We start from the raw sequence: 20,142 nt of genomic DNA, 5'->3' as shown, positions 1-20,142 counted from the left end.
TGATCAGTATTGTTGATCAGCATTCCTAACTGACTCAACGTGACCCAGGATGCGCTAGCTCGGTGTGCCGTCAAACTTGTTTGAATCCAACCCTGGAATGAAACCTAATCAAAAATTTTGTTCATAAGCGGAACCAAGGTTACTCGTATCATTGCCCTCTTCATCGAAGTGCGGGCTCGTTCAGTTTTTATTTATGAGAGTTCACCCCGGTGGGCGTGGGCAAGCTACTTCTCGAAATCGGCCAGTTGCGGGGACATCAGTACTTCTGACCACACAATTCTTCACGACGCCGAGTAAATCGTGGGAATACCTTACTGGAGAACCAGTGCTGTCATGGGTCGTCGCGACCGGTTCGTTCGACGAACCGGTCGGCGCATTCTCATTTTCTCGCCGAAAGTCTCGCCTCTTTAGCCTTCTTCTTCGACTTTGAGACTGGCACCACGGATGACCCCACTGCTCCCAGTAAAAGATTGCAACAATAGGAGATCGACCGCTCACCGGCCAGCATCGCTCGCCGTGTGTGAACGAAGGTGAATCGACGGTTCCTCAGCATTGAGCTGCCCTCAGCGGACTGTCCAGCGGAGCGGACCTCTAACAGCCGTCGGAATCGACCGGTTTTGGTGTCTTCCAAGGGGAGCCCTTGCCGACACAGTACTTGCTTCAAGTGCAAACCTAAATTGCGAGGAGTCGCGCACGGCCAATCGAGGCAAACTTCATCCTTGGTAGCCTTGTTCAGAAGCTGAATGTACCAGCAGAGCATCATCCAGCCGTCTTTGAACCTAGGAGAAGAATGATCAGCGTCTTAGTGGGATGTTCAGTTGAGCCGGAGAATCTCGATGAGGCTCTCTGCGTCTATAGAGAGCTGATCGCCGCGACACGTGAAGAGCCCGGATGCCTAAGCTACGAGCTCCTGCAGCTTCGCGATGATCCTGGTGAACTCATGCTCACGGAACGGTGGCTCTCTCAAGAGCATCTGGACGCGCACACACGAACAGATCATTTCATTGAAGCCATGCAAAAGCTCGAAACTCTGGAGACGGCAGCGCCAGCCCTGATCTATACAAGCGTGGTCTAGTTCAGGAAACTAATAGCGGTTGCTTGCATTGCGTACGAATGGTGGACACAGAATGGGTCGGTTCCAGGAAGCCGGAGCTGATCAGCACGACACACAGTTTATCGGTCCGCTGGCGCAGATCTGTTGGGCGGTTGAACAGGATTTCACCCACTTTAGGGCGTGGTAGATCGCGGCTGAGATTTATCGAGGTGTGTTCCATTGCTACCTTCGGCGATCCAGACGATTGAGCGGTTGGAATTCTTCTGGCTGAGGTCACTTGGGACAAGGTTATGAATAGACTTCTATGCATACTCGGAATGACCCGGTGCGGTCCGAATAGAGATTTATTGCGCTTATTCCTGCCAGACCTGACATATCCGCGTAATTCACTTCAGTAGACTCATTTCGTGGACGAATTCATGAAACACCATGTGTCCTGCGCATTGCTAGTACGCGCGGGGAAAGTCTTACTTGTGCACCGTTCCCCTTCAAGGTCCAAATTTCCTAAAGTCTGGGATCTTCCAGGAGGCCACGTTGAAGATTCCGAGAACAGCCGACAAGCGATTGTGCGAGAGCTTCGCGAAGAGTTAAACGTAGAAATATCGGAGCCAACTACGGAAGACCTACTTGCCACTCGCCAGGACGAAAATCTCATTCTGGAAATTTGGCGAATCTCTTCGTGGGATGGCGTGATTACCAACGCCGAACCACAGGAGCATGACGATTACGGTTGGTTCGCTTTGGATGAGGCAATGCACTTGGATCTTGTCAACGACGCGTATCAGGCTTTACTCAAACAGGTACTCGCCTGATTCCAGACTCTTAACGCAATCTGTTCGCGGAACACTATTTTCGTGCAGAGGACTTTGGACCGATAGCGCAGTCGGCTTCGAAACAAACAAAAATGCCGCTATGAACTCGAAAATCTATGGCCTGCGGTGGTGGCACGCCAACATGTTCCCGTTGGCATGCCACCCCAATCGCGAACCTTAGTCCAGGCTACGCCGGGCGAATTCCCTTGGAGGGCGGCCGATGATCCAGGCAGTAACCAGGCTCGCTCCGATGACGGCCAGCGTCAAAAGAATCTGAGGCCCCCACAGCGGCACAGTCTCCAGCCACGCTCCGCCTACCCCGGTACGCCGGTTCCAGGCAACCTGGTAGAAACCCAGTCCGAGGCCGGCCAGCAGTCCAAATGGCAGCCCCGCGAGCAACACAACTCCTGCTTGGATGAGGGTGAACCGCCGCAGAAAAGGACCTGTCGCTCCGACCGCATGCATGGTGGCCATGTCACGAACCGACTGGGTGCGGGCCAACAGCAGTGAAATGGCTGCAGCAGCTACGGCAAGGATTGCCAGCAACGCCAGTGGCAGGAGCATGGCAGTGGTCCCCCATGGATGAGCAAATTGAGCGCTAGCCACCCGTACGAGCTGGGTATGGTCTTCAATAATTTTGCGGGCATCAGCGACCTGGTGGTCTCCAAGTGTTGTTGGTGTACGCACATATTCGCCGACGTACTCAGTCCCTGCAACGCCCAACACTGTCGCGGTACTGGCCGAGATTGTAAGTGGCGGTGCGAAGCCCCGTACAAACGCACCGCGAAGGCTCACCGTGTTGGAGGCGTTTGACTCGTCGATAACTCTATCGTCTGATAGTGCCACGCGAACCGTGCCATCTGCGGACAACAGCGCCGCATTGTTAACTACTACACCACCCGCATCCAGGATGTCTGCAGCTGCATCAGCCCCAGACAGTCCCGAGGCACTGAGTGCTTTTCCATCCATGATGTAAGTATCAGTGCCGCCCCACCACGGCACGCTCAGCTGTGGAACAAAGGAGTGTTCATAGTCAACACATTCCAACGGAACACCAGGTTCAAGGGCCGAGGCCGTACTAGGTCCTTGCCCATCCGGGCAGGAGGTAGAGTCCGGCATCAACGCGCCAACAAAGACCTTGCCATCACTGGGAACCGTAAAAATAGGTTCGTGCCCAGTGACAGGTACTTTACTGCCCAGAACACGTACGGCATCTTCCAGAACCAGGCGGTCGAACTCGCCACTGACCGGCACTTTTGCGCCGAGCACGATCCGGCCAGGGGACGCCATCGCACCCGTCCGGTCATTTTCGTTGGACACCGTCGAACCGATGTTGACCGCCAAGAATGATGCGGCGCACACCGAAACTAGGACGCAAGCAGCCGCGGGGAGAAAGCGTGTGCGGTGATCTGCAGCGTCACGCAGTGCCAGCCTCGGTAACGCAGGCAATCGTGATGCCAGTCTGGAACCCATGTCAATCAGGCCATGCAAGCAACGAACCAAGCCTACAACCGTCAGCGGTATTGCGAGGATCATGAAGAACATGACCAAGCCGATGCTTTGCCCGCTTTCGCGGGCACTTTGTGAGGAATCGGTCACTGGTAAGGGCAACGTCCGTGAAATGACTGCGCACACGACACCGGAGGCAAGGAGGAATGGTCCGGCCATTGACTTCACCCGTCGACGGGCTGCAGAACCAGTTTCACCTCTTGGCAGAGAGCCAAGAGTGTCTTTGAGTGCTTCGACCGGTTGCAACCGTGCGGCGCTTCGCGCCGGAAGCAGGGTTGCCAGCATGCCCAGAAGCGCCGCCATCCCGATGCCCACCGGCAGGATCCACCAGGGAAACCGCGTAGCCGCGTTTGAGCCGTCGTTAATGAAGTTTCGCGCAAGAATGCCTGCAATTGAGCCGAGCCCGGAGCCAAGCAACCCTCCGGCCAGACCCACCACCAGTCCTTGTGCTGTAACGATGCGTTTCAAATCTGCGGGTGTTGCCCCGGTTGCAGCGGCCAAGCCGAGTGTGCGTCGCGACTGCTCAGTGGAAACGGCGAACGCCGGAGTAATCAGGAACAGCACCAACATGCCACCAACCACGATTGCAAGAAGAACCGAAACAGCATGGTTAAAGACGACTCTCGGATCAATGGCTGCAGGGTAGAGCTCATTTGGGGACGGATAGTTTTCCAGGACATGCCTTGACACGGCAAACGCTTGCAACTGGTTGAGTTCTTTGGTTTGTTCCCAAGTCAATCCTTCATCTCCGACCATGAGCCAGTGAGTGTCCACACCGGCAGGATCTGCTGCCACCATCGTAGAGAGCCACCCCTCCAGCGCCCACGCTTGCTGGTCGTCCTGTGCCACGAGCCCCGAAACCCGGTAGGCCCGTTGTGAATCTTCGATCACCGCGCCTATCCGCCCATCGCTATTCATCCAACCGGTGTGTGGTGGCGCCACCCATGCCAGAGTGTCTCCGATCCCAATTCCGAGATCCTTGGCGATGGCGGTCGTGATCACGACCTCGGAAATGTTGCCCGGCAAGGTACCTTCCACCAGCTGAGGCACTAGCAGTGGCAAGGTTGTTTGGTCTGCTTCCTGCAATGTCGCCGAAGAAACCAAGGAAAGATCCACATTATGAATCGCACCTGACCCTGCGGTGGTCTGCTCACCTGGCGCGAGGTCCAGACCGGTGCTGGCAATCAATTCTGGTGAGTTCCAATACTGGAGCAGTCGACTGCTCACTGGAAGCAGCGCAGCAATCTCGGTAGTGCTTGCCGGCACTGTCTCGACATCATCATTCCACGGCCCCGGCGCGCCCTCCGGGATCTGCGGGAACGGCATACCTGTGTGGGCCACAGCAGTTGCCGTGATTCTTGCCTGCACTCCATCTGGTATCCCGTCCAGGGCAACATCGCGTGACGGGATCGCCGACTGAGTCAGTACGATTCCGCCCACCAGTGCAGCCACCGGCAGGGAGACCAAAAGGGTAGCCAGCACAGTCCGTGCCCAGTGGCGGCGGGCATCATTCTTGGCCAGCCGCAGGGAAGCAACCCAAGGATTCCAACGACGTTCGACCAAACCCGGGGCATAGCCGGGTCTCGCCATGGGCATCAATTTGGACAGGGTATCGTGAGAACTCACAATGCTCCCTGCGACAATAACTGGGAGGGGTCCGAGGGACCTGACTCGTCAATGATCTTTCCGTCGCGAAGGAAAAGTGTTCGATCTGTCCACGCGGCAAAACGGGCTTCATGGGTGACCATGAGTACAGCTGCCCCGTTGTCTGCGCGATCACGCAACAGCCGGAGGATATCAGTGCTGGTGCTCGAGTCGAGGGCACCGGTCGGTTCGTCGGCCAATAGCAGACGCCGGGGGCCGACCAGTGCCCGAGCAATCGCCACTCGCTGCGCTTGGCCACCGGACATACTTTCGGGGCGACGGTCCGCTAGTTTTTCCACGCCCGTCTCCACGAGCGCGGCGAGAGCCTCCCGGCGAGCTTTTTTCATGGGCCATCCGTCCAGTTCCAAGGGAAAGGAGACGTTTTCGACAGCAGTCAGGGAAGGCAGCAGGTTGTAGTCTTGGAAGACATATCCCACGGACCGTCGCCGAATGATCGCTCGTTGCTTGACGGTCATCGTGGCAAGGTCGGCACCCTCGACGTGTACCGTGCCTGAGGTCGGACTGTCGAGTCCTCCGGCCAAGTGCAGAAGTGTGGATTTGCCCGATCCAGAAGGACCCATGATGGCAACAAATTCACCGGGCTGGACGACGAGGTTTGCCCCGACCAAGGCAGACACCGTGCGGGCATCCCGACCATGAATTCGTGAAGCCTTTGTCATTTGAAGTACTGGGGGCAGAGCTAACGCTGAACCAAGGCTCTTGCTCAATGGGTACTCCGAACAGCAGGTGCAGGAAAACTGACTTGGCTTCCAGAAGACGGAGTCTCCGGAGGAATCGTCCGGGTGAGCGTTTCCTCTACATCATCGAGCCATCGGAGTTCCGCTTCCGTGCTGAAGATATGGTGGTCCAGGACCAGTCGCACCGCTATGTCGGAAGCTTGCACGTCCCTGCGCGCCCGCACGATGTCATGCAGGACCCGCTGAGTGGCGGAACGTTGGCGCTGGACCAACGCGGCTACATCAACGCCCGGTACAGCAACGGCCAATGCTAGCTTGATGACAAGTTCATCGCGGCCACGGGTCTCCCTGGACACTGGGCGCTCCCACCAAGCGTTCAACTCGTCGAGCCCGCTTTGCGTCAGATGCCAAGGCTCGGGAGCTGTCGGATCCTCCGAGTTGTTCGAACTTTGGGCTATCAGCCCATCGCGTTCCAGTCGTTGCAACGTAGTGGAAACCTGACCAATGTTCAATGGCAGCGTCTGTGCCGTTGAGACGTCAAAGTCCTTGCGCAGTTGATAGGCCGTGGACGGTTTCCATGAGAGTAAGGCCAATAAAGCATGTTTTACGGACATCGCAAACCTCCAGCGAATCAACAATCCCAGAAAGAACCCCAAGTAGTTACTCGGTAATGGTTACACAGTAACCCATTTAAACGACTGATGCCACGAACTACCCATTGATCTGCCGATACAGCTGCTTCCGTGACGGCATCTATGATGCTTCCGCAGAGAAACTATCAATCCCGCTGACGTCATTCCGTGAAAGTTTTCATAGAAACCAGCGTTAGTTGCCGCGCTGCACATCATCCACGCACCGACGGCTATACCCGCCTGTGCAAATGCCTGAGATCAGGGTGTTGGTTTGAGGTGGCTATGGTCTCTCTGCAAAAACCGCCCGACTGGATCTGCGCTCGACTTGGTGGAGAATGGACGGATGCGAACCATTAACAGCGAACGCCTAATCATCCGTCCGTGGGAACTAGTCGACGCGGACTTTCTATTTGATCTTGAGTCGCGGTCGGATGTTGTTCGATTCCTCGGTCCTCAGGCAAGGACAATGACCGCACGAATTGAAGCAGTGAAATCCATAATTCGTCGCCGCGCGGTTGATGACCCGATTCACGGAATATGGGCCATCACCTCCCGTACAACTGGTCAATTACTCGGGAATGTTCTACTCAAACCCATCCCTCTCTCGACCGACACAATGGGTGAAGCACCAGTGGAGATCGGTTGGCACTTGCATCCTGATGCCCAGGGTGCAGGTTACGCCACCGAGGCAGCCAATAGTGTTATGAAGGATGCGGCAAATTGCGGGCTCCAGTCTGTCATCGCCGTCACTCATCCCGACAATGTGGCGTCCCAGAGAGTGTGTGAGCGCGTTGGGATGCGCCCACTTGGAGTTTCTGAAGCTTATTATGGCGAACGTAATCTATTGTTTGAGAAAAATCTGTCCCGGTAGAGGAGACTGCGCCGGAAAGTAGTCAGTTTGGCTTCGCAGAACTGCTGGCCCAGTTAGTTGAGCAACCCATACCGGGCCTTGTCGAGGGCGCCGCTTATAAGACGCTGACATCGATATTTTTCGTTCTGCCCAAAGATTCAAGAAGCTGTCTGATCCCGGTGACGACAGAACAATTTATGCTGGTGTTCAGTGATTTGTCCACGGACACATGACCCTTAGCCTACGGCGTCACTTGCAATAGCTTGATCGGCAAAACGCACGAGGTCCGGTCAATGTCATCCTCGGACTTATGCCGATTATTGGTTCCCGTATCATCACACCAATCGACGTCTGCCGGAACTGCGGTGATAGTGGCAGTTCCCGAGGCCATGTCTTCAGGAAGGGCAAAGGAGAACTCGAACGAACCATCGTCATTCATTGGCCCCTTGCTATCCAGTACGACGTTCCCCGAAGAATCGGTGACCGTAACAGCGATTTGAGCTTCTTCTCCGTACCGCGGATTACAAGTTGCCCCCGGCGCGGAAACTACCACGTCCGAGCCCGGGCTGGCTACGGAAGGCGAGACTGAGTATTGCGGAGGCATACATGCACTGCCACCGAATGGGTATTCCCCCGAAGCCACGCATCCAGTCAGGCTGGTCACTGCGCTCATCACGAGAATTGCCACCGCTGCAACTGGCGAGATTCTCTTCGTCATCGGGTTCGTTTGCATAGGATCACCATAACCTGATTGGCTGGCAAGATACGGAAAAGCCAATCTGAGCGGAGAATAAAGGGTTGCGAGCCGAGGCTAGTGCACCAGGAATGAAATCTTTCCGGTCACCTGTCAGGAATCATCTCCGAGCGGGAATAAGTAAGTATAAGAACTCGCACCAAAGGACAGAATGAGTACTCAGACCGAAGATCCACCAGAAGTGGAGCGGAGTGTTCAATCCCGCCAAGAGCACTTCGAAAAGTTCTTCCATCAGCATCACGACCGAGCAGTTCGGTACGGCATCCGTCGGGGCCTGTCCGAAAGCGACGCACGTGAAGTCGCAGCGGATGCCCTGCGCATCGTTTGGCAGAAAAGCGAACGCTTCGATGAGTCTGCGATTCCCTTTCTCTACAAGACTTGCTGGAATCTAGTTCAGCATGCGTACCGTGACCGGCTACGGCGTTTCGAAGCCGAATCCCGTGTTCTGCAAGATCATGAATTCCACACCACTCGGAAAGCCACGGAGGGCGACGCTGAGCAAATCCGTGAAGCCGTCCTCAGCTTGGGTGAACCCGGCTCTGAAATCATCAGATTGCTCTATTGGGACGGGCTTACCGCTGCGCAGGTCGCCGCCATCACCAACCGTACCGAACAGGCTGTATGGGCTCTAGCCAGCAGGTCCCGACGCAAGCTAGCCAAAATCCTGAAAGGCACACGCTATGGAAACTGAATTGGAATCACGTCTGCGCGGTGCAGATCCTGCCCATAATTTGCCGATCGCAACCATGGATGAAAACTTATTGGCCCGAATCATGTCGGTCGAGACGCAGACCCGGACTTCCGATCTCGCTGATTACGTAACAAAAATCTCCAATGCTCGTGCACCCCGGAAGAGAGTTCTTCCTCGTATTGCGTGGAGCGTTGCTGCAACGCTGGCCGTTGGAATCCTCGCCATCGGCTTGACATCGCTTAATACGCCGCAAGCAACCGCAGGTTTGGTACCAGCCCTCATAACGACACCAACCGGGCAGGACCGTGAGCAAGCACTTGAAAGTCTCTTGGAACAAGCCCGGGAGACCAAGGATCCGCCAGGATTCGACGAACAGATCTATCAAATGAAACGCCTGAGTGAGACCTCATTGCCCAAGCGGGTTTCGACGATTGAAGAAAACGAAGCCTTCAGTCCTGTCAGCGAATACGACTACGTGAGCGTACGCCGACCGGACGGCCTGCTTGAACGCTATTCAACAAGTTTGGGAATTGTTTCCGCGCGAACCGGAGAGCGGATTCCCGATCAAGATATCGAGACCGGCAAGAGAATTCCGCTTGGAACAACCACCAGGGAACTTAGTTTGACCGAAGCCGAGCTGAACGAATTCAAGAAAACGAATCCGGTTTGGGAGCGCTTCATTATCCCTGACAATGCCAAAGACCTGGATGCAATAGTGCGAAGCACTTCGGCAGACGGCCTGGCCATGTTCACAGGCGACCCCGAGACGGCGCTCTTCGAAGTACTCGGATTTCATATGGTCGATTGGAATCCCAGCCAGGCGCAGAGCGCGGCGGTACTTGAATTGCTTCAGGGGCGTACCGACATCACCTTCGACGGTGAAACGACCGATCGGCTAGGTCGGACCGGTCTCGTGTTTTCCATTAACCATGACTATGTCCCGGGCTCTATCCCGACCGACATTCTGACCTACCGGTATTCGTTCATTTTTGATTCGGCCACCGGGCATTTGAACGCCTTCGAAAACGTCGCGGTGAATGTGGACGGCTTCGCTAACGGTGGAACGCTGAACAGCGTCACCGTTGCACCGCTCTAGGCTGAACTACAAAGGAGGCTCCCGCTTCCGTCAACGACGGAAGGCAGGAGCCTCCTTAGTCTGAGCAGCGAACCTTAGAGGCCGAGCTTCTCAATCACAATTTCGCGAACACGACCGGCATCGGCCTGGCCGCGGGTGGCCTTCATGACCGGACCCATCAGCGCACCGATGGCCTGCATCTTGCCGCCCTTGATCTTCTCAACCACGTCAGGCATGGCGGCCATGGCATCATCCACGGCCTTGCCCAATGCGTCGTCGTCATTCACCACTGCCAGCGAGCGCTTCTCAACGATTTCTGCCGGGGAGCCCTCCCCTGCCAGCACAAATTCAAGCACCTGGCGGGCGATCTTGTCATTGATCTTCTTCGCTTCAATCAGCGAGTTCAGCTCAACGATGGTCTGCGGGGTGACCCCCAGATCCGCGATCTCCTTCTCAGCGGCCTTGGCCAGACGGGCGATCTCGCCCATCCACCACTTGCGGGCCACGGCGGCGGAAGTACCGGCGGCAATGGTCGCCTCGATCTCATCCAGCACACCGGCGTTGACCACGTCGCGGAATTCCTTGTCCGCGTAGCCCCACTCGGCCTTCAGCCGCTTGCGGCGATCTGCCGGAGGCTCCGGCAGGCGGGAACGCAGCTCTTCAACCCACTGAGCGGTGGTAACGATTGGAACCAGGTCCGGCTCCGGGAAGTAGCGGTAATCATCCGCATCCGACTTGGGACGGCCCGAGGTAGTGGAACGGGTGTCCTCATGCCAGTGACGGGTTTCCTGAACGATTTTCGCTCCGGAATCCAGCACCGCTGCGTGGCGCTCGATCTCGAAACGCACCGCGTGCTCCACCGCGCGCAACGAGTTCACGTTTTTGGTCTCGGTGCGGGTGCCGAACTTGTCTGCATCCTTGGGCATCAGCGACACGTTCGCGTCGCAACGTACGTTGCCACGCTCCATCTTCGCATCCGAAACACCCAGGTTCTTCACGATCTCACGCACCGCGGCGACATAGGCGCGAGCCAGCTCCGGGGCGCGCTTGCCAGCGCCAACAATCGGCTTGGTCACGATTTCAACCAATGGCACACCGGCACGGTTGTAGTCGACCAGCGAGTAGTCGGCACCCTGGATACGTCCGGCCGCGCCACCCATGTGGGTCAGCTTGCCGGCGTCCTCCTCCATGTGGGCGCGTTCGATTTCCACCCGGAAAACCTCGCCGTCTTCGAGCTCGACGTCCAGCCAGCCATCATAGGCAATGGGGTCGTCGTACTGGGAGGTCTGGAAGTTCTTCGGGGTATCCGGGTAGAAGTAGTTCTTCCGGGCGAAACCGCACTTTTCTGCGATCTGGCAGTTCAGCGCCAGACCGATCAAGATGGAGTACTCCACGGCGGTTTTGTTGACCACCGGCAGGACTCCAGGCAGGCCCAGGTCCACCGGGGTGACGTTGGTGTTCGGGGCGTCGCCAAAGGCATTCGGCGCGTCGGAGAACATCTTGGTTTTGGTGTTCAGCTCAACGTGGACCTCAAAACCGAGCACCGGATCATACCGTTCCAGGGCCTGGTCGAAATCAACTAGTTCATCAGTGTAGTTGCTCATGATCCCCTATGCCTCCTGCGCGATCGAAGCGGTGGTGATGGCCGGTGCCTGCGAGATCAGGGTGTGGCCCCACTGCTGTTCCAGCAGGGTCTCCAGTGCAGCACCGGCGCGGTACAGGCGGGCATCCTCATAGGCCGGAGCCAGGAACTGGATGCCGACCGGCAAGCCCTCGGACAGGCCGCCGGGCACGGTGATGCCCGGAACGCCGGCGAGGTTTGCCGGGATGGTGGCCACGTCGTTCAGGTACATGGCAACCGGGTCATTGTCATTCGCGCCGAGCTCAAAGGCCACGGTCGGAGCGGTCGGCGAGATAAGCACATCGGCCTGTTCAAAGGCGGCCGCGAAGTCGCTCTGGATCAGGGTGCGCACCTTCTGCGCCGAACCGTAGTACGCGTCATAGTAACCGGCCGACAGGGCGTAGGTGCCCAGGATGATGCGGCGCTTGACCTCATCGCCAAAGCCGGCGGCGCGGGTGGCTGCCATGACTCGTTCAATGGTCAGCGGGCCTCCGGTTGGCAGAACACGCTGGCCGAAACGCACACCGTCGAACTTGGCGAGGTTGGAGGAAACCTCTGATGGCATGATCAGGTAGTAGGCGCCCAGGGCGTACTTGAAGTTCGGGCAGGAAACCTCAACGATTTCAGCCCCTGCCTTCTTAAGCAGTTCAAGGGACTCGTTGAAGCGTGCCTGGACACCCTCCTGGTAACCGTCGCCCTGGAGTTCCTTGATCACACCGACACGCAGGCCGGCAAGGTCTCCGGCGGCACCGGCTTGCGCGGCGGCCACCAGGCCTTCGAGGTCCTGCGGCAGCGAGGTTGAATCCTTGGGGTCATGCCCGCCGATAAGTTCCTGCAGCAACGCCGAGTCAAGCACGGTGCGTGAGACCGGGCCGATCTGGTCCAGCGAGGATGCCATGGCAATCGCGCCGTAACGCGAAACCGCACCATAGGTTGGTTTCACACCCACGGTGCCGGTGACCGCACCGGGCTGGCGGATGGAGCCACCGGTGTCGGTGCCCAGGGCCAGCGGTGCCTCGAAGGCGGCGACCGCGGCGGCCGAACCGCCGCCGGAACCGCCCGGGATGCGGCCCAGGTCCCACGGGTTGCGAGTCACACCGTACGCCGAGTGCTCGGTGGAGGATCCCATGGCGAACTCGTCCAGGTTGGTTTTGCCCAGCATCGGAAGCTTGGCGTCGCGGATCTTTTCGATCACGGTCGCGTCGTACGGGCTCATCCAGCCTTCGAGCATCTTGGACGCGGCGGTGGTTGGCTGCCCCTTGGTGACGATCAGGTCCTTGATGGCAATCGGCACACCGGCCAGCGGGTGCAGGGCGTCTGCTGCGGCGCCGCCAGCGGCGCGGATCGCGTCCACTTCTGCGGCCACGGCGAGCGCTTCGTCGGCATTCACATGCAAGAAGGCGTTCAGGGTGCCGTCAACTTCGGCAATGCGGTCCAGGTGAGCCTGGACGGCCTGCACGGAGGTGGCTTCGCCGGCGCGCAATTTGGCGGCCAGCTGCGAGGCGGAAAGCTTAATCAGTTCGTTCACGGTGATTATTCACCATCCAAAATAGCCGGGACTTTGAAGCGGTCCGAGTCCGCATCCGGAGCGTTGAGCAGCACGTCGTCAATGCTCAGGGTCTGGCCCACGACATCTTCACGCAAGACATTGGTCAGCGGAATTGGGTGGCTCGTTGCTGGAATATCGGAGGAGGCGACTTCGCTGACAGACGCGATGGCACCGACGATTGCGTCGAGTTCACCGGTCATCTTGTCCAGCTCTGCGTCGCTCATCTCGATGTGGGCCAGTTGCGCCAGGTGCACAAGGTCCTCACGGCTGATGGCAGACATATATCTCCCTAAAATGGGCGGATGGGTTTCATAGACAAGTCTATCCCGTACCGGACTGCCAACCGGGCGTTATGTGGTGCAATAGCTACGCTGTGCGCAATACCAACCCGGTGAGGTCCTGTCCCAGCGCGTTCTCCCAATATCCCACGACGCCTGGCTGGGTTCCGTCCGAACGCACCGGACGCCGGATGATCTGAAGCCTCTTGCCCGCTGCATCCTTGCTCAGCACCACCCGAGGCTCCGTGGTGAAGGATTCGCTATGGTGCTGGGCGGTCGCACGGCCCTCCGAAAGTGCTTGCAGCTGCGCGGTGAAGACCGGGTCGCCTTCGGCATCGTAGATATACCGGGTCCCGAGGATCCCGTGCTCACCGGTGCCGATCAGGTGCTTTGCGGCTCCGGGCAGCGGCGCGTCACGGTAGGTCAGTGGCACATGGTAAATCACGTCGCTCAGATCCGCGTTGTCTGCATAGAGGCGGAACTCGATACCGACTTCTCCGGCAGGATCTTCAAGCCTGAATCCACCGACGTGATTGAGCTGCGGTTTCTTTTTGCCGGTGAAAAAATCCTGATTGACTATCCAGGCGGCAACCAGCTCGTTCTTGCTCGGCGTCATCGTGGTGTTATAGATGATTCCCATGCGCATCGACTTTCAGGTGGATTGTTTTGGCACAGGCTCTGCACCAAATGATTAGGAGCCAGGGCGTTTATGCCAAGCATAGTCGGCTTCGAAACTATCTGCGAGCAGGCTAACCGCAAGCCAAGACGGCTTTTTGAGACTCCCCGGCACCAAGCCGAGGCAACCGTGCTGCGCAGGCGCAAAACCGACAAGCAGTACGGCGCTGGACGCATCAGAAAACAGCGGTGTTCACTTGACCTCGGTGCGAATCTGCAGCAAGGCAGAACGCGGTCCTACAGGTTCTTGGCACGGCGAATTCTTCCCTAACGAAGTAGCCGTTGGCCTTATTTTGTTCTGCCCTGTTCTGTTCTCCGATACACATTTCGACACTCAACCCTTGGCGAGAGTGGATCAGAATCCCCACCCTGCAGGGTTATAAGCGCTTGTCATCAGGGATTTTTCGAATATCAGGAGAACACAGATATGGCGCTGAATTTCAAAATGTGCGCAGTTTTCCTCGCGACCTCGGTGGTGGCCCTGTCGGCCATGGCACTCACCCCGGCCCAGGCCGCTGAGCAGGAGAACACCACAAATACCATTGCCCAGTGGCTGGGTTTGGACGCCGCACCGATTTCAGGGCCGCTGGTGTCCCCGGATGCCCCGGTTAACAGCCTCCGCGATCACCTTGAGGCCGGGAGAATCGACGGTTTTGAATCGGTGATCGTGCAGGATGCCGCAACCGGCAAGATCCTGGCGCAGACCGGTCACCGCTGATTCCAGCCCCCTGCCGGCCAACAACCTTGTGTTGTCTGGTGCCACGGCAAAAACCCTCGGCTAAGCCGAGGGTTTTTGCTGTGCAATTCAATCTCCTTGGGATTCATTGCCCCGGTTGTGATCATGCACCAACCAAGGTGCTTGGCTTTGCCTAGTAAGAGTTCTAGTTCGCCGCCTCAAGCATTGCCTTGGCCAGCGGGCCTGCGGTCTGGGCACCGCCGTCGCCGTCCTCGACAAATACCGCAATGGCAACGTCGTCCTGGGCAACGATGGCCCAGGCATGGGCATTACGCTCACTGTCGTATTCGGCAGTGCCGCTCTTGCCAATGATCTTTCCGCTGCCGGTACCCTTCAGGTCCTTGAGCGTGCCGTGATCGATCACCGCTGCCATCATGGTTGCCAGTTCGCTGGCTTCCTCTTCGGTCAGCGTGGACTTGGCAGCCGCTGGAGCCTCGGGTTCAGGTGAAATCACGAGTTTGGGCGTCACGGTTTTTTTGGCCTGTACGGATGCCACCACTGTGGCCATACCCAGCGGCGAAGCTTCCACCACACCTTGCCCAATCATATTTGCGGCCTGTTCGGTACCTTCGGAGTCGGTGGGAACCGAACCGAGAACAGCCCCGACGCCGGTGCCGTCTGCTCCGGTCAGCCCCAGCGCAGCGGCGGCCTCAGCCAAGTTGGTTCCGCCAATATTTTCACCCTCGTCAACAAACACCGTGTTGCAAGATTGGGCGATAGCTTCCGACAGCGGAATCTCCCCCAACGCCGAAGACGGGTAGCCGTCGTAGTTTTTAAAGGTTTTGCCGTCAATGACCGTGCTGGCCTTGCAGTCGAAGGTCGAGCTCGCACTGGCTCCGTCGCGAAGCATGGACAAGGCACTGACAACCTTAAAGGACGACCCCGGCGCGTACTTGCCCTGCAGTGCTGTGTTCAGCCCGGAAGCCACCGGACCGGAGGATGCCGCCAAAACCGCTCCGTCAGAGGGCCGCATGACTACAATTGCCGAGTTTGATTCGGCGTCTTCCAGCAACTCGTCGGCTTCCTTCTGCAAATCTTGATCCAGCGTCAGCTGCACGTCTTTGCCGTCTACCGGATCGCTGGAGAACAGCTCAGCTTGCTCTTCCTTGGCTGCATTGAACCGCGAAATCGCCACTCCATCCACCCCGGAGAGGGTCTCGTTATAGGTTGCCTGCAATCCCGACAGACCTACCTGATCACCTGCATGGACTTTTCCGTCGGATTTTTCAATAATTTCGGCGGTCGCTTCGCCAACGGTTCCCAGCAACGGGCGGGCGAAGGAACGTGTTGGAGCCAGCGGAATCTCATCCGCCTGGCCCACTGCTCCGGGAATCTTGGAAATCTGCTCGTCGGTGACTTCTCGGGTTGCATCATCACGCAAAACGATCGCCTGCACCCAAGCCTTCTCACCGGCGGCCTTGACCTTCGCCACGAACGCATCCTGGTCGATATCCACCAGCTTGGCCAAAGACTTCGCCGAAGATTCCCATTCGTCGCTCGTTGCCCGGGTCTTGTCGATTCCGACATTGATCACCGGACGATCGGTGACAATATTCGCGTCGTCCCCGTCGGTAATGTTTCCGCGTACCCCCTGCTCGAAAGTAGCGGCGAGGTAGTCTCCCTCGGCCAGGTCGGGGGCCAGGATCGAGGGATCAAAACGCAGTTGCCAGGCTTTGCCTTCCTCGTCGTACTGCCAGACCGCCTGGGTCTGGTACGTCAGGTCGGTCTCGGTGTCAGCTACATCCCAGAGGGTTTGAAGCGTAGCCGTAGCGGTGGTCACCCCGTCTTGCTCTTCCTCATCCGTCGCGACCGAGCTAACCGTGCTGACACGGTTGATGCCCTTTAGATTGCCGAAGGCGGTTTCCAATGTTGCCGCGGCGGCGCTTGCATCCGAGTTGCTGAAAACGATGTTGGAGAAGTCGCCGGAGTTCAGCGCCGCGGCCAACAAATCAGCCGACGGCGCAGGATCCGCCGGGGCCGAACTGCAGGCACTTAATGTCCCGGCGACTAGGCTCGCAACTGACAGGGCAATAACTTTCCGGCGAAGTGCACTCATGGCGCCATTCTATTGGCCAGTACCGACAAGCTCCAACGACATGACGATTATTCGACTGTTAGGGTGTACACCAGCAGCAGGATGTCGGTATTCGGCACATACCAATCACGTTCTTCGCGGCGCACAAATCCCAATGATTCATACAGTGCCCGCGCGGCAACCCAGTCGGCCCCCGTGGTCAAGGAAACCGTGTGAACCCCGCTCAGTCCACGCGCACGCTCCACCGCTGCAACCACCATGGCCCGGCCGGCACCCGAACGCTGCACGGAGGGATCAACACTGAGCATACGGATCTCCAGCTCACCTTCGCGCGCAATATCCGCGTAGTCATTGCCAAAGGGCACCAACGTCATCGAGGCAATCGTGTGCTCGCCGCGCCGCGCCACATACACTTCCGCTTTCTGGGCCCGCTCGGCAACCTGTCGCACAAACTGCAGGTATTGATGCTGGGGGTCGGAAAAATGCCCCGCTGCGAGATACGCGTCAACGGTAATATCGCCGACCCGGTCATAGTCGGTCGGCTTGGCCGGTTCAATCACCAGGCCGTCGTGGGTTTCACGAAAGTCATCAAGCAAAGACATGGTTCATTAATAGTGCCACCTTCCGCACCGAAACCTCGCTGAGGGCAGTCCCCCCGAGGTAGTGAGGCATAAAAGTTATGATCCACCCCCAAGGATTCCCCACATCCTCCGCAGGTGAGCATTCATAGAGGTCAGGTGGCATTAACCAAATCTTTATCAAGTGACACAAAGCACTGGGCCCACCCAGTTCGGCCAAAAATGAGCCGAAAATCACTTGCCAAATGTTTGTTAGTAAAGTTAACTAACAGACATGACTTCGACCACAGGCAACCGCAGCACCATGTCCCGGCGTACCGCTTCACTGCCGTCGCACGGACGCGAGCACAACCTCGCACTACTGCTGCAGCACCTGTATGCGCAAGGACCCATGAGCCGGGCAGACCTCTCCCGTTCCAGCGGCCTGACACGCGTGACCATTTCCGATTTGGTGGTGGAGCTCATCTCCCGTGGCCACGTCATTGAGGTCGGAACCTCCAGCGACAGCCGCCCAGGGAAACCAAGCATCCTGCTGGATATCAACCGCCAGGGCCTGCAGATCATCGGGGTCGATTTGGCTGATTCAGCTGTCCTGCGGGCGGCGGTCATGGACCTGGACGGCAAGGTGTTGACCCGCGTCGAGCTGGAAACCACCGACGAACGCGGCGAGGCCGCCTCCGCTCAAGTCATCGAGCTGACCGCCCGCGCCGTGGCAGCTGCCACCGAACGTATCATCGGCATCGGCGTCGGGACTCCCGGCATCGTCACCGACCAAGGACTGGTGCTGACCGCCCCCAACTTCGGGTGGACCGACCTGGACCTGCGGACCCAGGTCTCCGAGCACTTCAATCTCCCGACCCACGTGGTGAACGATGCCGACGGCGCGGTCATGGGAGAACACACCTTCGGCAACGGCAGCGCCCATATGATGCTTGTGAAGCTCGGACGCGGCGTCGGCTGCGGCACCATCGTGAACGGAGTGCGGGTGCGCGGCGCCAATGCCGCCTCGGGGGAACTCGGCCACGTGATTGTGGGGACCGACCAAGGTCCGGAATGCGTCTGCGGCAAACACGGCTGCGTGGAAACCTGGGCCTCGATCCCCTCGATCCGCCGCGCACTGGCCGCCAAACCCGAGGCTACGAGCATGGAAGATCATCACCGCGAAGTGATGCACCGTGCCGGTGAACGTTTAGGCATTGTGCTCGCCCCAATTATCTCCGTGCTAGATGTCCAGGATCTGGTTATTGCCGGGCCTTCCCGCTATGTCGATGACAACCTGCTCAGCGCGGTGCGTGAAACCATCGCTGCTCGCACCAACGCCTCCCAACGCCCCAATTTCACGGTTCAGCTCTCGCAGAACCCCGATGACATCGTTTTGCGCGGTGCAGCTGTGAACGTCCTGTTCAACGAGTTGGGGGTGGCCTGACCCATTTCCTGCCTCCCGCGATAACACCACACCGACCAACCAACACTCGCAAACCCCTTCCCGAAAGGAATCCTCGACGTGAAGAAGACACTGTTGTCTCTTGCCGCTACCGTGGCCGCATCCGTGGCCCTCACCGCCTGTGCCGGCGGTTCCAGCACCCCTGCGCCCACCTCGGACGCTCCGCTGGACAAGGAAGCCAACGCCAGCAAGTCCATCACCCTCTGGCTGGCCGGCGGCGATACCCCGGATGAACTGCGAACCTACTTGAAGGACACCTTCAAGGAGCAGACCGGCGCCACCTTGAAGATCGAGGAACAGGGCTGGGGTGACCTGGTCACCAAGATGACCACCGCCCTGCCCGACGCCAACAACACCCCTGATGTGGTGGAGATGGGCAACACCCAGTCCCCCACCTTCACCAACATCGGCGCCTTCCTCGACCTGAGCGACATGTATGAAGAGCTCGGCGGCGCAGATTTGATCCCGTCCTTCGTCGAAGCGGGCAGCGTCGACGGGGCCAAGTTCACCCTGCCCTACTATGCCGGCTCACGGTACATGTTCAACCGCAAGGATTTGTGGGAAGAAGCCGGGGTTCAAACCCCGACAACCCTGGACGAATTCAATACCGCGGTGAAAACCATCACCGAAAAGAATCCTCGCGACATCAAGAACTTCTCAGGATTCTTCCTGGGCGGCCAGGATTGGCGCAACGGGGTTTCCTGGATCTTCGCCAACGGCGGCGACCTTGCGAAAAAGGACGGCGACCAGTGGGTCTCCACCCTGGCAGATGAAAATACCCTCAAGGGCCTGGAACAGCTCCAGGACCTCTACAAAAATGCATCCAAGGCACCGTCTGATGCCAAGGATGTCACCCCGTGGCTGTACATCAACGATGCCGACCAGATCCTGGACGAAGAGGGCAAGCCAACCGGCAAGACCTCGCTGTCCGCGGCCACCATCATGGCCCCCAACTGGGCCCGCTGGTCCATTGGCGATCTGACCAAGGTCGACGGTAAAGACGCCCGCGAATGGAATGACGAAACCTTCGGGATCTTCGCGCTGCCCGGCAACGACGGCAACCCGGCACCGGTGTTGGCCGGCGGTTCAAACATCGGCATCTCGGCCAAGAGCCAGAACCCGGAACTGTCCAAGGAACTGATGCGCATCATCTTCTCCGAGGAATACCAGAACATGCTCGGCGCCAACGGTCTTGGCCCGGCGAACCTGAAATACTCCTCATCACTGGGTGATGACCAGTTCGCCACCACCACCATTGAGGCAATGAAAAACTCCAAGCTGACCCCGGCCGCCCCGGGCTGGGCCGCAGTGGAAACCAACCTGGTGCTGGAAGAATTTTTCGGCAAGATCGAATCCGCGACAGATCTGAAAGCACTGGCAGAGGAATACGATGCCAAGATCACCCCGATGCTGAACCTGAAGTAGCAACTGATCCCCGGGCCCGCTGATGGCCGGAGCACCTTCGTGCTCCGGCCATCGGCTCGCCACAGACCTGAACCTCATCACC

At 58.2% G+C, this 20,142-nt stretch carries 18 protein-coding genes; 8 read left to right on the top strand and 10 right to left on the bottom strand.

Translation table 11 applies throughout. From position 1 onward, the window contains the following. The first annotated feature begins 790 nt into the window (after window positions 1–790). Window positions 791–1,075, top strand: a complete 285-nt coding sequence (locus ACIOWL_RS06205; RefSeq protein WP_400382743.1) for a putative quinol monooxygenase — start codon at window positions 791–793, stop codon at window positions 1,073–1,075. 386 nt (window positions 1,076–1,461) lie between these two features. Next, on the top strand, window positions 1,462–1,866 hold the full coding sequence (locus ACIOWL_RS06200; RefSeq protein ID WP_400382741.1) for an NUDIX domain-containing protein: 405 nt from the start codon (window positions 1,462–1,464) through the stop codon (window positions 1,864–1,866). A 177-nt stretch (window positions 1,867–2,043) separates the two neighbouring features. Here the strand turns inward: ACIOWL_RS06200 and ACIOWL_RS06195 are convergent, their stop codons facing one another. The 3 genes from ACIOWL_RS06195 to ACIOWL_RS06185 are packed head-to-tail and all read right to left on the bottom strand — an operon-like array spanning window position 2,044 to window position 6,331. Further along, window positions 2,044–5,001: an ABC transporter permease gene (locus tag ACIOWL_RS06195; RefSeq protein ID WP_400382739.1), complete on the bottom strand. Its 2,958-nt coding sequence runs from the start codon at window positions 4,999–5,001 to the stop codon at window positions 2,044–2,046. Beyond that, complete coding sequence (locus ACIOWL_RS06190) at window positions 4,998–5,699, bottom strand: ABC transporter ATP-binding protein (RefSeq protein WP_400382736.1); 702 nt, start codon at window positions 5,697–5,699, stop codon at window positions 4,998–5,000. The genes ACIOWL_RS06195 and ACIOWL_RS06190 overlap by 4 nt, the downstream gene beginning before the upstream one ends. Window positions 5,700–5,743: 44 nt before the next feature. Then, entirely contained in the window at window positions 5,744–6,331 is a 588-nt protein-coding gene (locus ACIOWL_RS06185; protein ID WP_400382734.1) for a PadR family transcriptional regulator, read from the bottom strand. A gap of 361 nt (window positions 6,332–6,692) precedes the next feature. On the opposite strand from ACIOWL_RS06185, the gene ACIOWL_RS06180 reads away from it, so the two are divergent. Then, window positions 6,693–7,220 (top strand): GNAT family N-acetyltransferase, encoded by a 528-nt coding sequence (locus ACIOWL_RS06180; RefSeq protein ID WP_400382732.1) that lies wholly within the window; start codon window positions 6,693–6,695, stop codon window positions 7,218–7,220. Between the two features lie 220 nt (window positions 7,221–7,440). On the opposite strand, the gene ACIOWL_RS06175 is transcribed toward ACIOWL_RS06180, so the two are convergent. After that, on the bottom strand, window positions 7,441–7,932 hold the full coding sequence (locus ACIOWL_RS06175; RefSeq protein ID WP_400382730.1) for a hypothetical protein: 492 nt from the start codon (window positions 7,930–7,932) through the stop codon (window positions 7,441–7,443). 172 nt (window positions 7,933–8,104) lie between these two features. Between ACIOWL_RS06175 and ACIOWL_RS06170 the strand changes: the two genes are divergently transcribed. Then, entirely contained in the window at window positions 8,105–8,644 is a 540-nt protein-coding gene (locus ACIOWL_RS06170) for an RNA polymerase sigma factor (RefSeq protein WP_400382728.1), read from the top strand. Then, on the top strand, window positions 8,634–9,740 hold the full coding sequence (locus ACIOWL_RS06165; protein WP_400382726.1) for a hypothetical protein: 1,107 nt from the start codon (window positions 8,634–8,636) through the stop codon (window positions 9,738–9,740). The genes ACIOWL_RS06170 and ACIOWL_RS06165 overlap by 11 nt, the downstream gene beginning before the upstream one ends. Window positions 9,741–9,814: 74 nt before the next feature. Here ACIOWL_RS06165 and gatB read toward each other — a convergent pair whose 3' ends face one another. The 4 genes from gatB to ACIOWL_RS06145 form a co-directional block, all read right to left on the bottom strand. Beyond that, the gene (gene gatB, locus ACIOWL_RS06160; protein WP_400382724.1) at window positions 9,815–11,323 is read right to left on the bottom strand and encodes an Asp-tRNA(Asn)/Glu-tRNA(Gln) amidotransferase subunit GatB; all 1,509 of its coding nucleotides are present in this window, start codon (window positions 11,321–11,323) and stop codon (window positions 9,815–9,817) included. Between the two features lie 6 nt (window positions 11,324–11,329). After that, the gene (gene gatA, locus ACIOWL_RS06155) at window positions 11,330–12,868 is read right to left on the bottom strand and encodes an Asp-tRNA(Asn)/Glu-tRNA(Gln) amidotransferase subunit GatA (protein WP_400382722.1); all 1,539 of its coding nucleotides are present in this window, start codon (window positions 12,866–12,868) and stop codon (window positions 11,330–11,332) included. Between the two features lie 5 nt (window positions 12,869–12,873). After that, window positions 12,874–13,170 carry an Asp-tRNA(Asn)/Glu-tRNA(Gln) amidotransferase subunit GatC gene (gene gatC / locus ACIOWL_RS06150; RefSeq protein WP_400382720.1) on the bottom strand — a complete coding sequence of 99 codons (297 nt, stop codon included), beginning with the start codon at window positions 13,168–13,170 and terminating at the stop codon, window positions 12,874–12,876. 85 nt (window positions 13,171–13,255) lie between these two features. Beyond that, the gene (locus ACIOWL_RS06145; protein WP_400382718.1) at window positions 13,256–13,807 is read right to left on the bottom strand and encodes a hypothetical protein; all 552 of its coding nucleotides are present in this window, start codon (window positions 13,805–13,807) and stop codon (window positions 13,256–13,258) included. Window positions 13,808–14,269: 462 nt separating this feature from the next. Here ACIOWL_RS06145 and ACIOWL_RS06140 point away from each other — a divergent pair, with 462 nt between their 5' ends. Then, window positions 14,270–14,560: a hypothetical protein gene (locus ACIOWL_RS06140; RefSeq protein ID WP_400382716.1), complete on the top strand. Its 291-nt coding sequence runs from the start codon at window positions 14,270–14,272 to the stop codon at window positions 14,558–14,560. A 163-nt stretch (window positions 14,561–14,723) separates the two neighbouring features. Here ACIOWL_RS06140 and ACIOWL_RS06135 read toward each other — a convergent pair whose 3' ends face one another. Beyond that, complete coding sequence (locus ACIOWL_RS06135; protein WP_400382714.1) at window positions 14,724–16,634, bottom strand: penicillin-binding transpeptidase domain-containing protein; 1,911 nt, start codon at window positions 16,632–16,634, stop codon at window positions 14,724–14,726. A gap of 47 nt (window positions 16,635–16,681) precedes the next feature. Continuing rightward, a complete protein-coding gene (locus tag ACIOWL_RS06130; protein ID WP_400382712.1) occupies window positions 16,682–17,215 on the bottom strand; it encodes a GNAT family N-acetyltransferase in 534 nt (177 codons plus the stop codon). Between the two features lie 250 nt (window positions 17,216–17,465). Between ACIOWL_RS06130 and ACIOWL_RS06125 the strand changes: the two genes are divergently transcribed. Together ACIOWL_RS06125 and ACIOWL_RS06120 are read left to right on the top strand one after the other, a co-directional pair. Next, complete coding sequence (locus ACIOWL_RS06125) at window positions 17,466–18,617, top strand: ROK family transcriptional regulator (RefSeq protein ID WP_400382710.1); 1,152 nt, start codon at window positions 17,466–17,468, stop codon at window positions 18,615–18,617. Window positions 18,618–18,695: 78 nt separating this feature from the next. Beyond that, entirely contained in the window at window positions 18,696–20,060 is a 1,365-nt protein-coding gene (locus tag ACIOWL_RS06120) for an extracellular solute-binding protein (protein WP_400382708.1), read from the top strand. The last annotated feature ends 82 nt before the right edge of the window (window positions 20,061–20,142 follow it).

It is taken from the genome of Glutamicibacter sp. NPDC087344 (assembly GCF_044744225.1).
GTDB lineage: Bacteria > Actinomycetota > Actinomycetes > Actinomycetales > Micrococcaceae > Glutamicibacter.
The sequence above is the reverse complement of the archived record's forward strand: the minus strand, read 5'-3'. Positions and strand labels throughout refer to the sequence as shown.

Bases quoted from the DNA above. Each gene is read 5' to 3' on its own strand.
- ACIOWL_RS06205 (WP_400382743.1), top strand. From the start codon at position 791: ATGATCAGCGTCTTAGTGGGATGTTCAGTTGAGCCGGAGAATCTCGAT.
- ACIOWL_RS06190 (WP_400382736.1), bottom strand. From the start codon at position 5,699: ATGACAAAGGCTTCACGAATTCATGGTCGGGATGCCCGCACGGTGTCT.
- ACIOWL_RS06185 (WP_400382734.1), bottom strand. From the start codon at position 6,331: ATGTCCGTAAAACATGCTTTATTGGCCTTACTCTCATGGAAACCGTCC.
- ACIOWL_RS06180 (WP_400382732.1), top strand. From the start codon at position 6,693: ATGCGAACCATTAACAGCGAACGCCTAATCATCCGTCCGTGGGAACTA.
- ACIOWL_RS06175 (WP_400382730.1), bottom strand. From the start codon at position 7,932: ATGCAAACGAACCCGATGACGAAGAGAATCTCGCCAGTTGCAGCGGTG.
- ACIOWL_RS06170 (WP_400382728.1), top strand. From the start codon at position 8,105: ATGAGTACTCAGACCGAAGATCCACCAGAAGTGGAGCGGAGTGTTCAA.
- ACIOWL_RS06165 (WP_400382726.1), top strand. From the start codon at position 8,634: ATGGAAACTGAATTGGAATCACGTCTGCGCGGTGCAGATCCTGCCCAT.
- gatB (WP_400382724.1), bottom strand. From the start codon at position 11,323: ATGAGCAACTACACTGATGAACTAGTTGATTTCGACCAGGCCCTGGAA.
- gatC (WP_400382720.1), bottom strand. From the start codon at position 13,170: ATGTCTGCCATCAGCCGTGAGGACCTTGTGCACCTGGCGCAACTGGCC.
- ACIOWL_RS06145 (WP_400382718.1), bottom strand. From the start codon at position 13,807: ATGGGAATCATCTATAACACCACGATGACGCCGAGCAAGAACGAGCTG.
- ACIOWL_RS06140 (WP_400382716.1), top strand. From the start codon at position 14,270: ATGGCGCTGAATTTCAAAATGTGCGCAGTTTTCCTCGCGACCTCGGTG.
- ACIOWL_RS06135 (WP_400382714.1), bottom strand. From the start codon at position 16,634: ATGAGTGCACTTCGCCGGAAAGTTATTGCCCTGTCAGTTGCGAGCCTA.
- ACIOWL_RS06130 (WP_400382712.1), bottom strand. From the start codon at position 17,215: ATGTCTTTGCTTGATGACTTTCGTGAAACCCACGACGGCCTGGTGATT.
- ACIOWL_RS06125 (WP_400382710.1), top strand. From the start codon at position 17,466: ATGACTTCGACCACAGGCAACCGCAGCACCATGTCCCGGCGTACCGCT.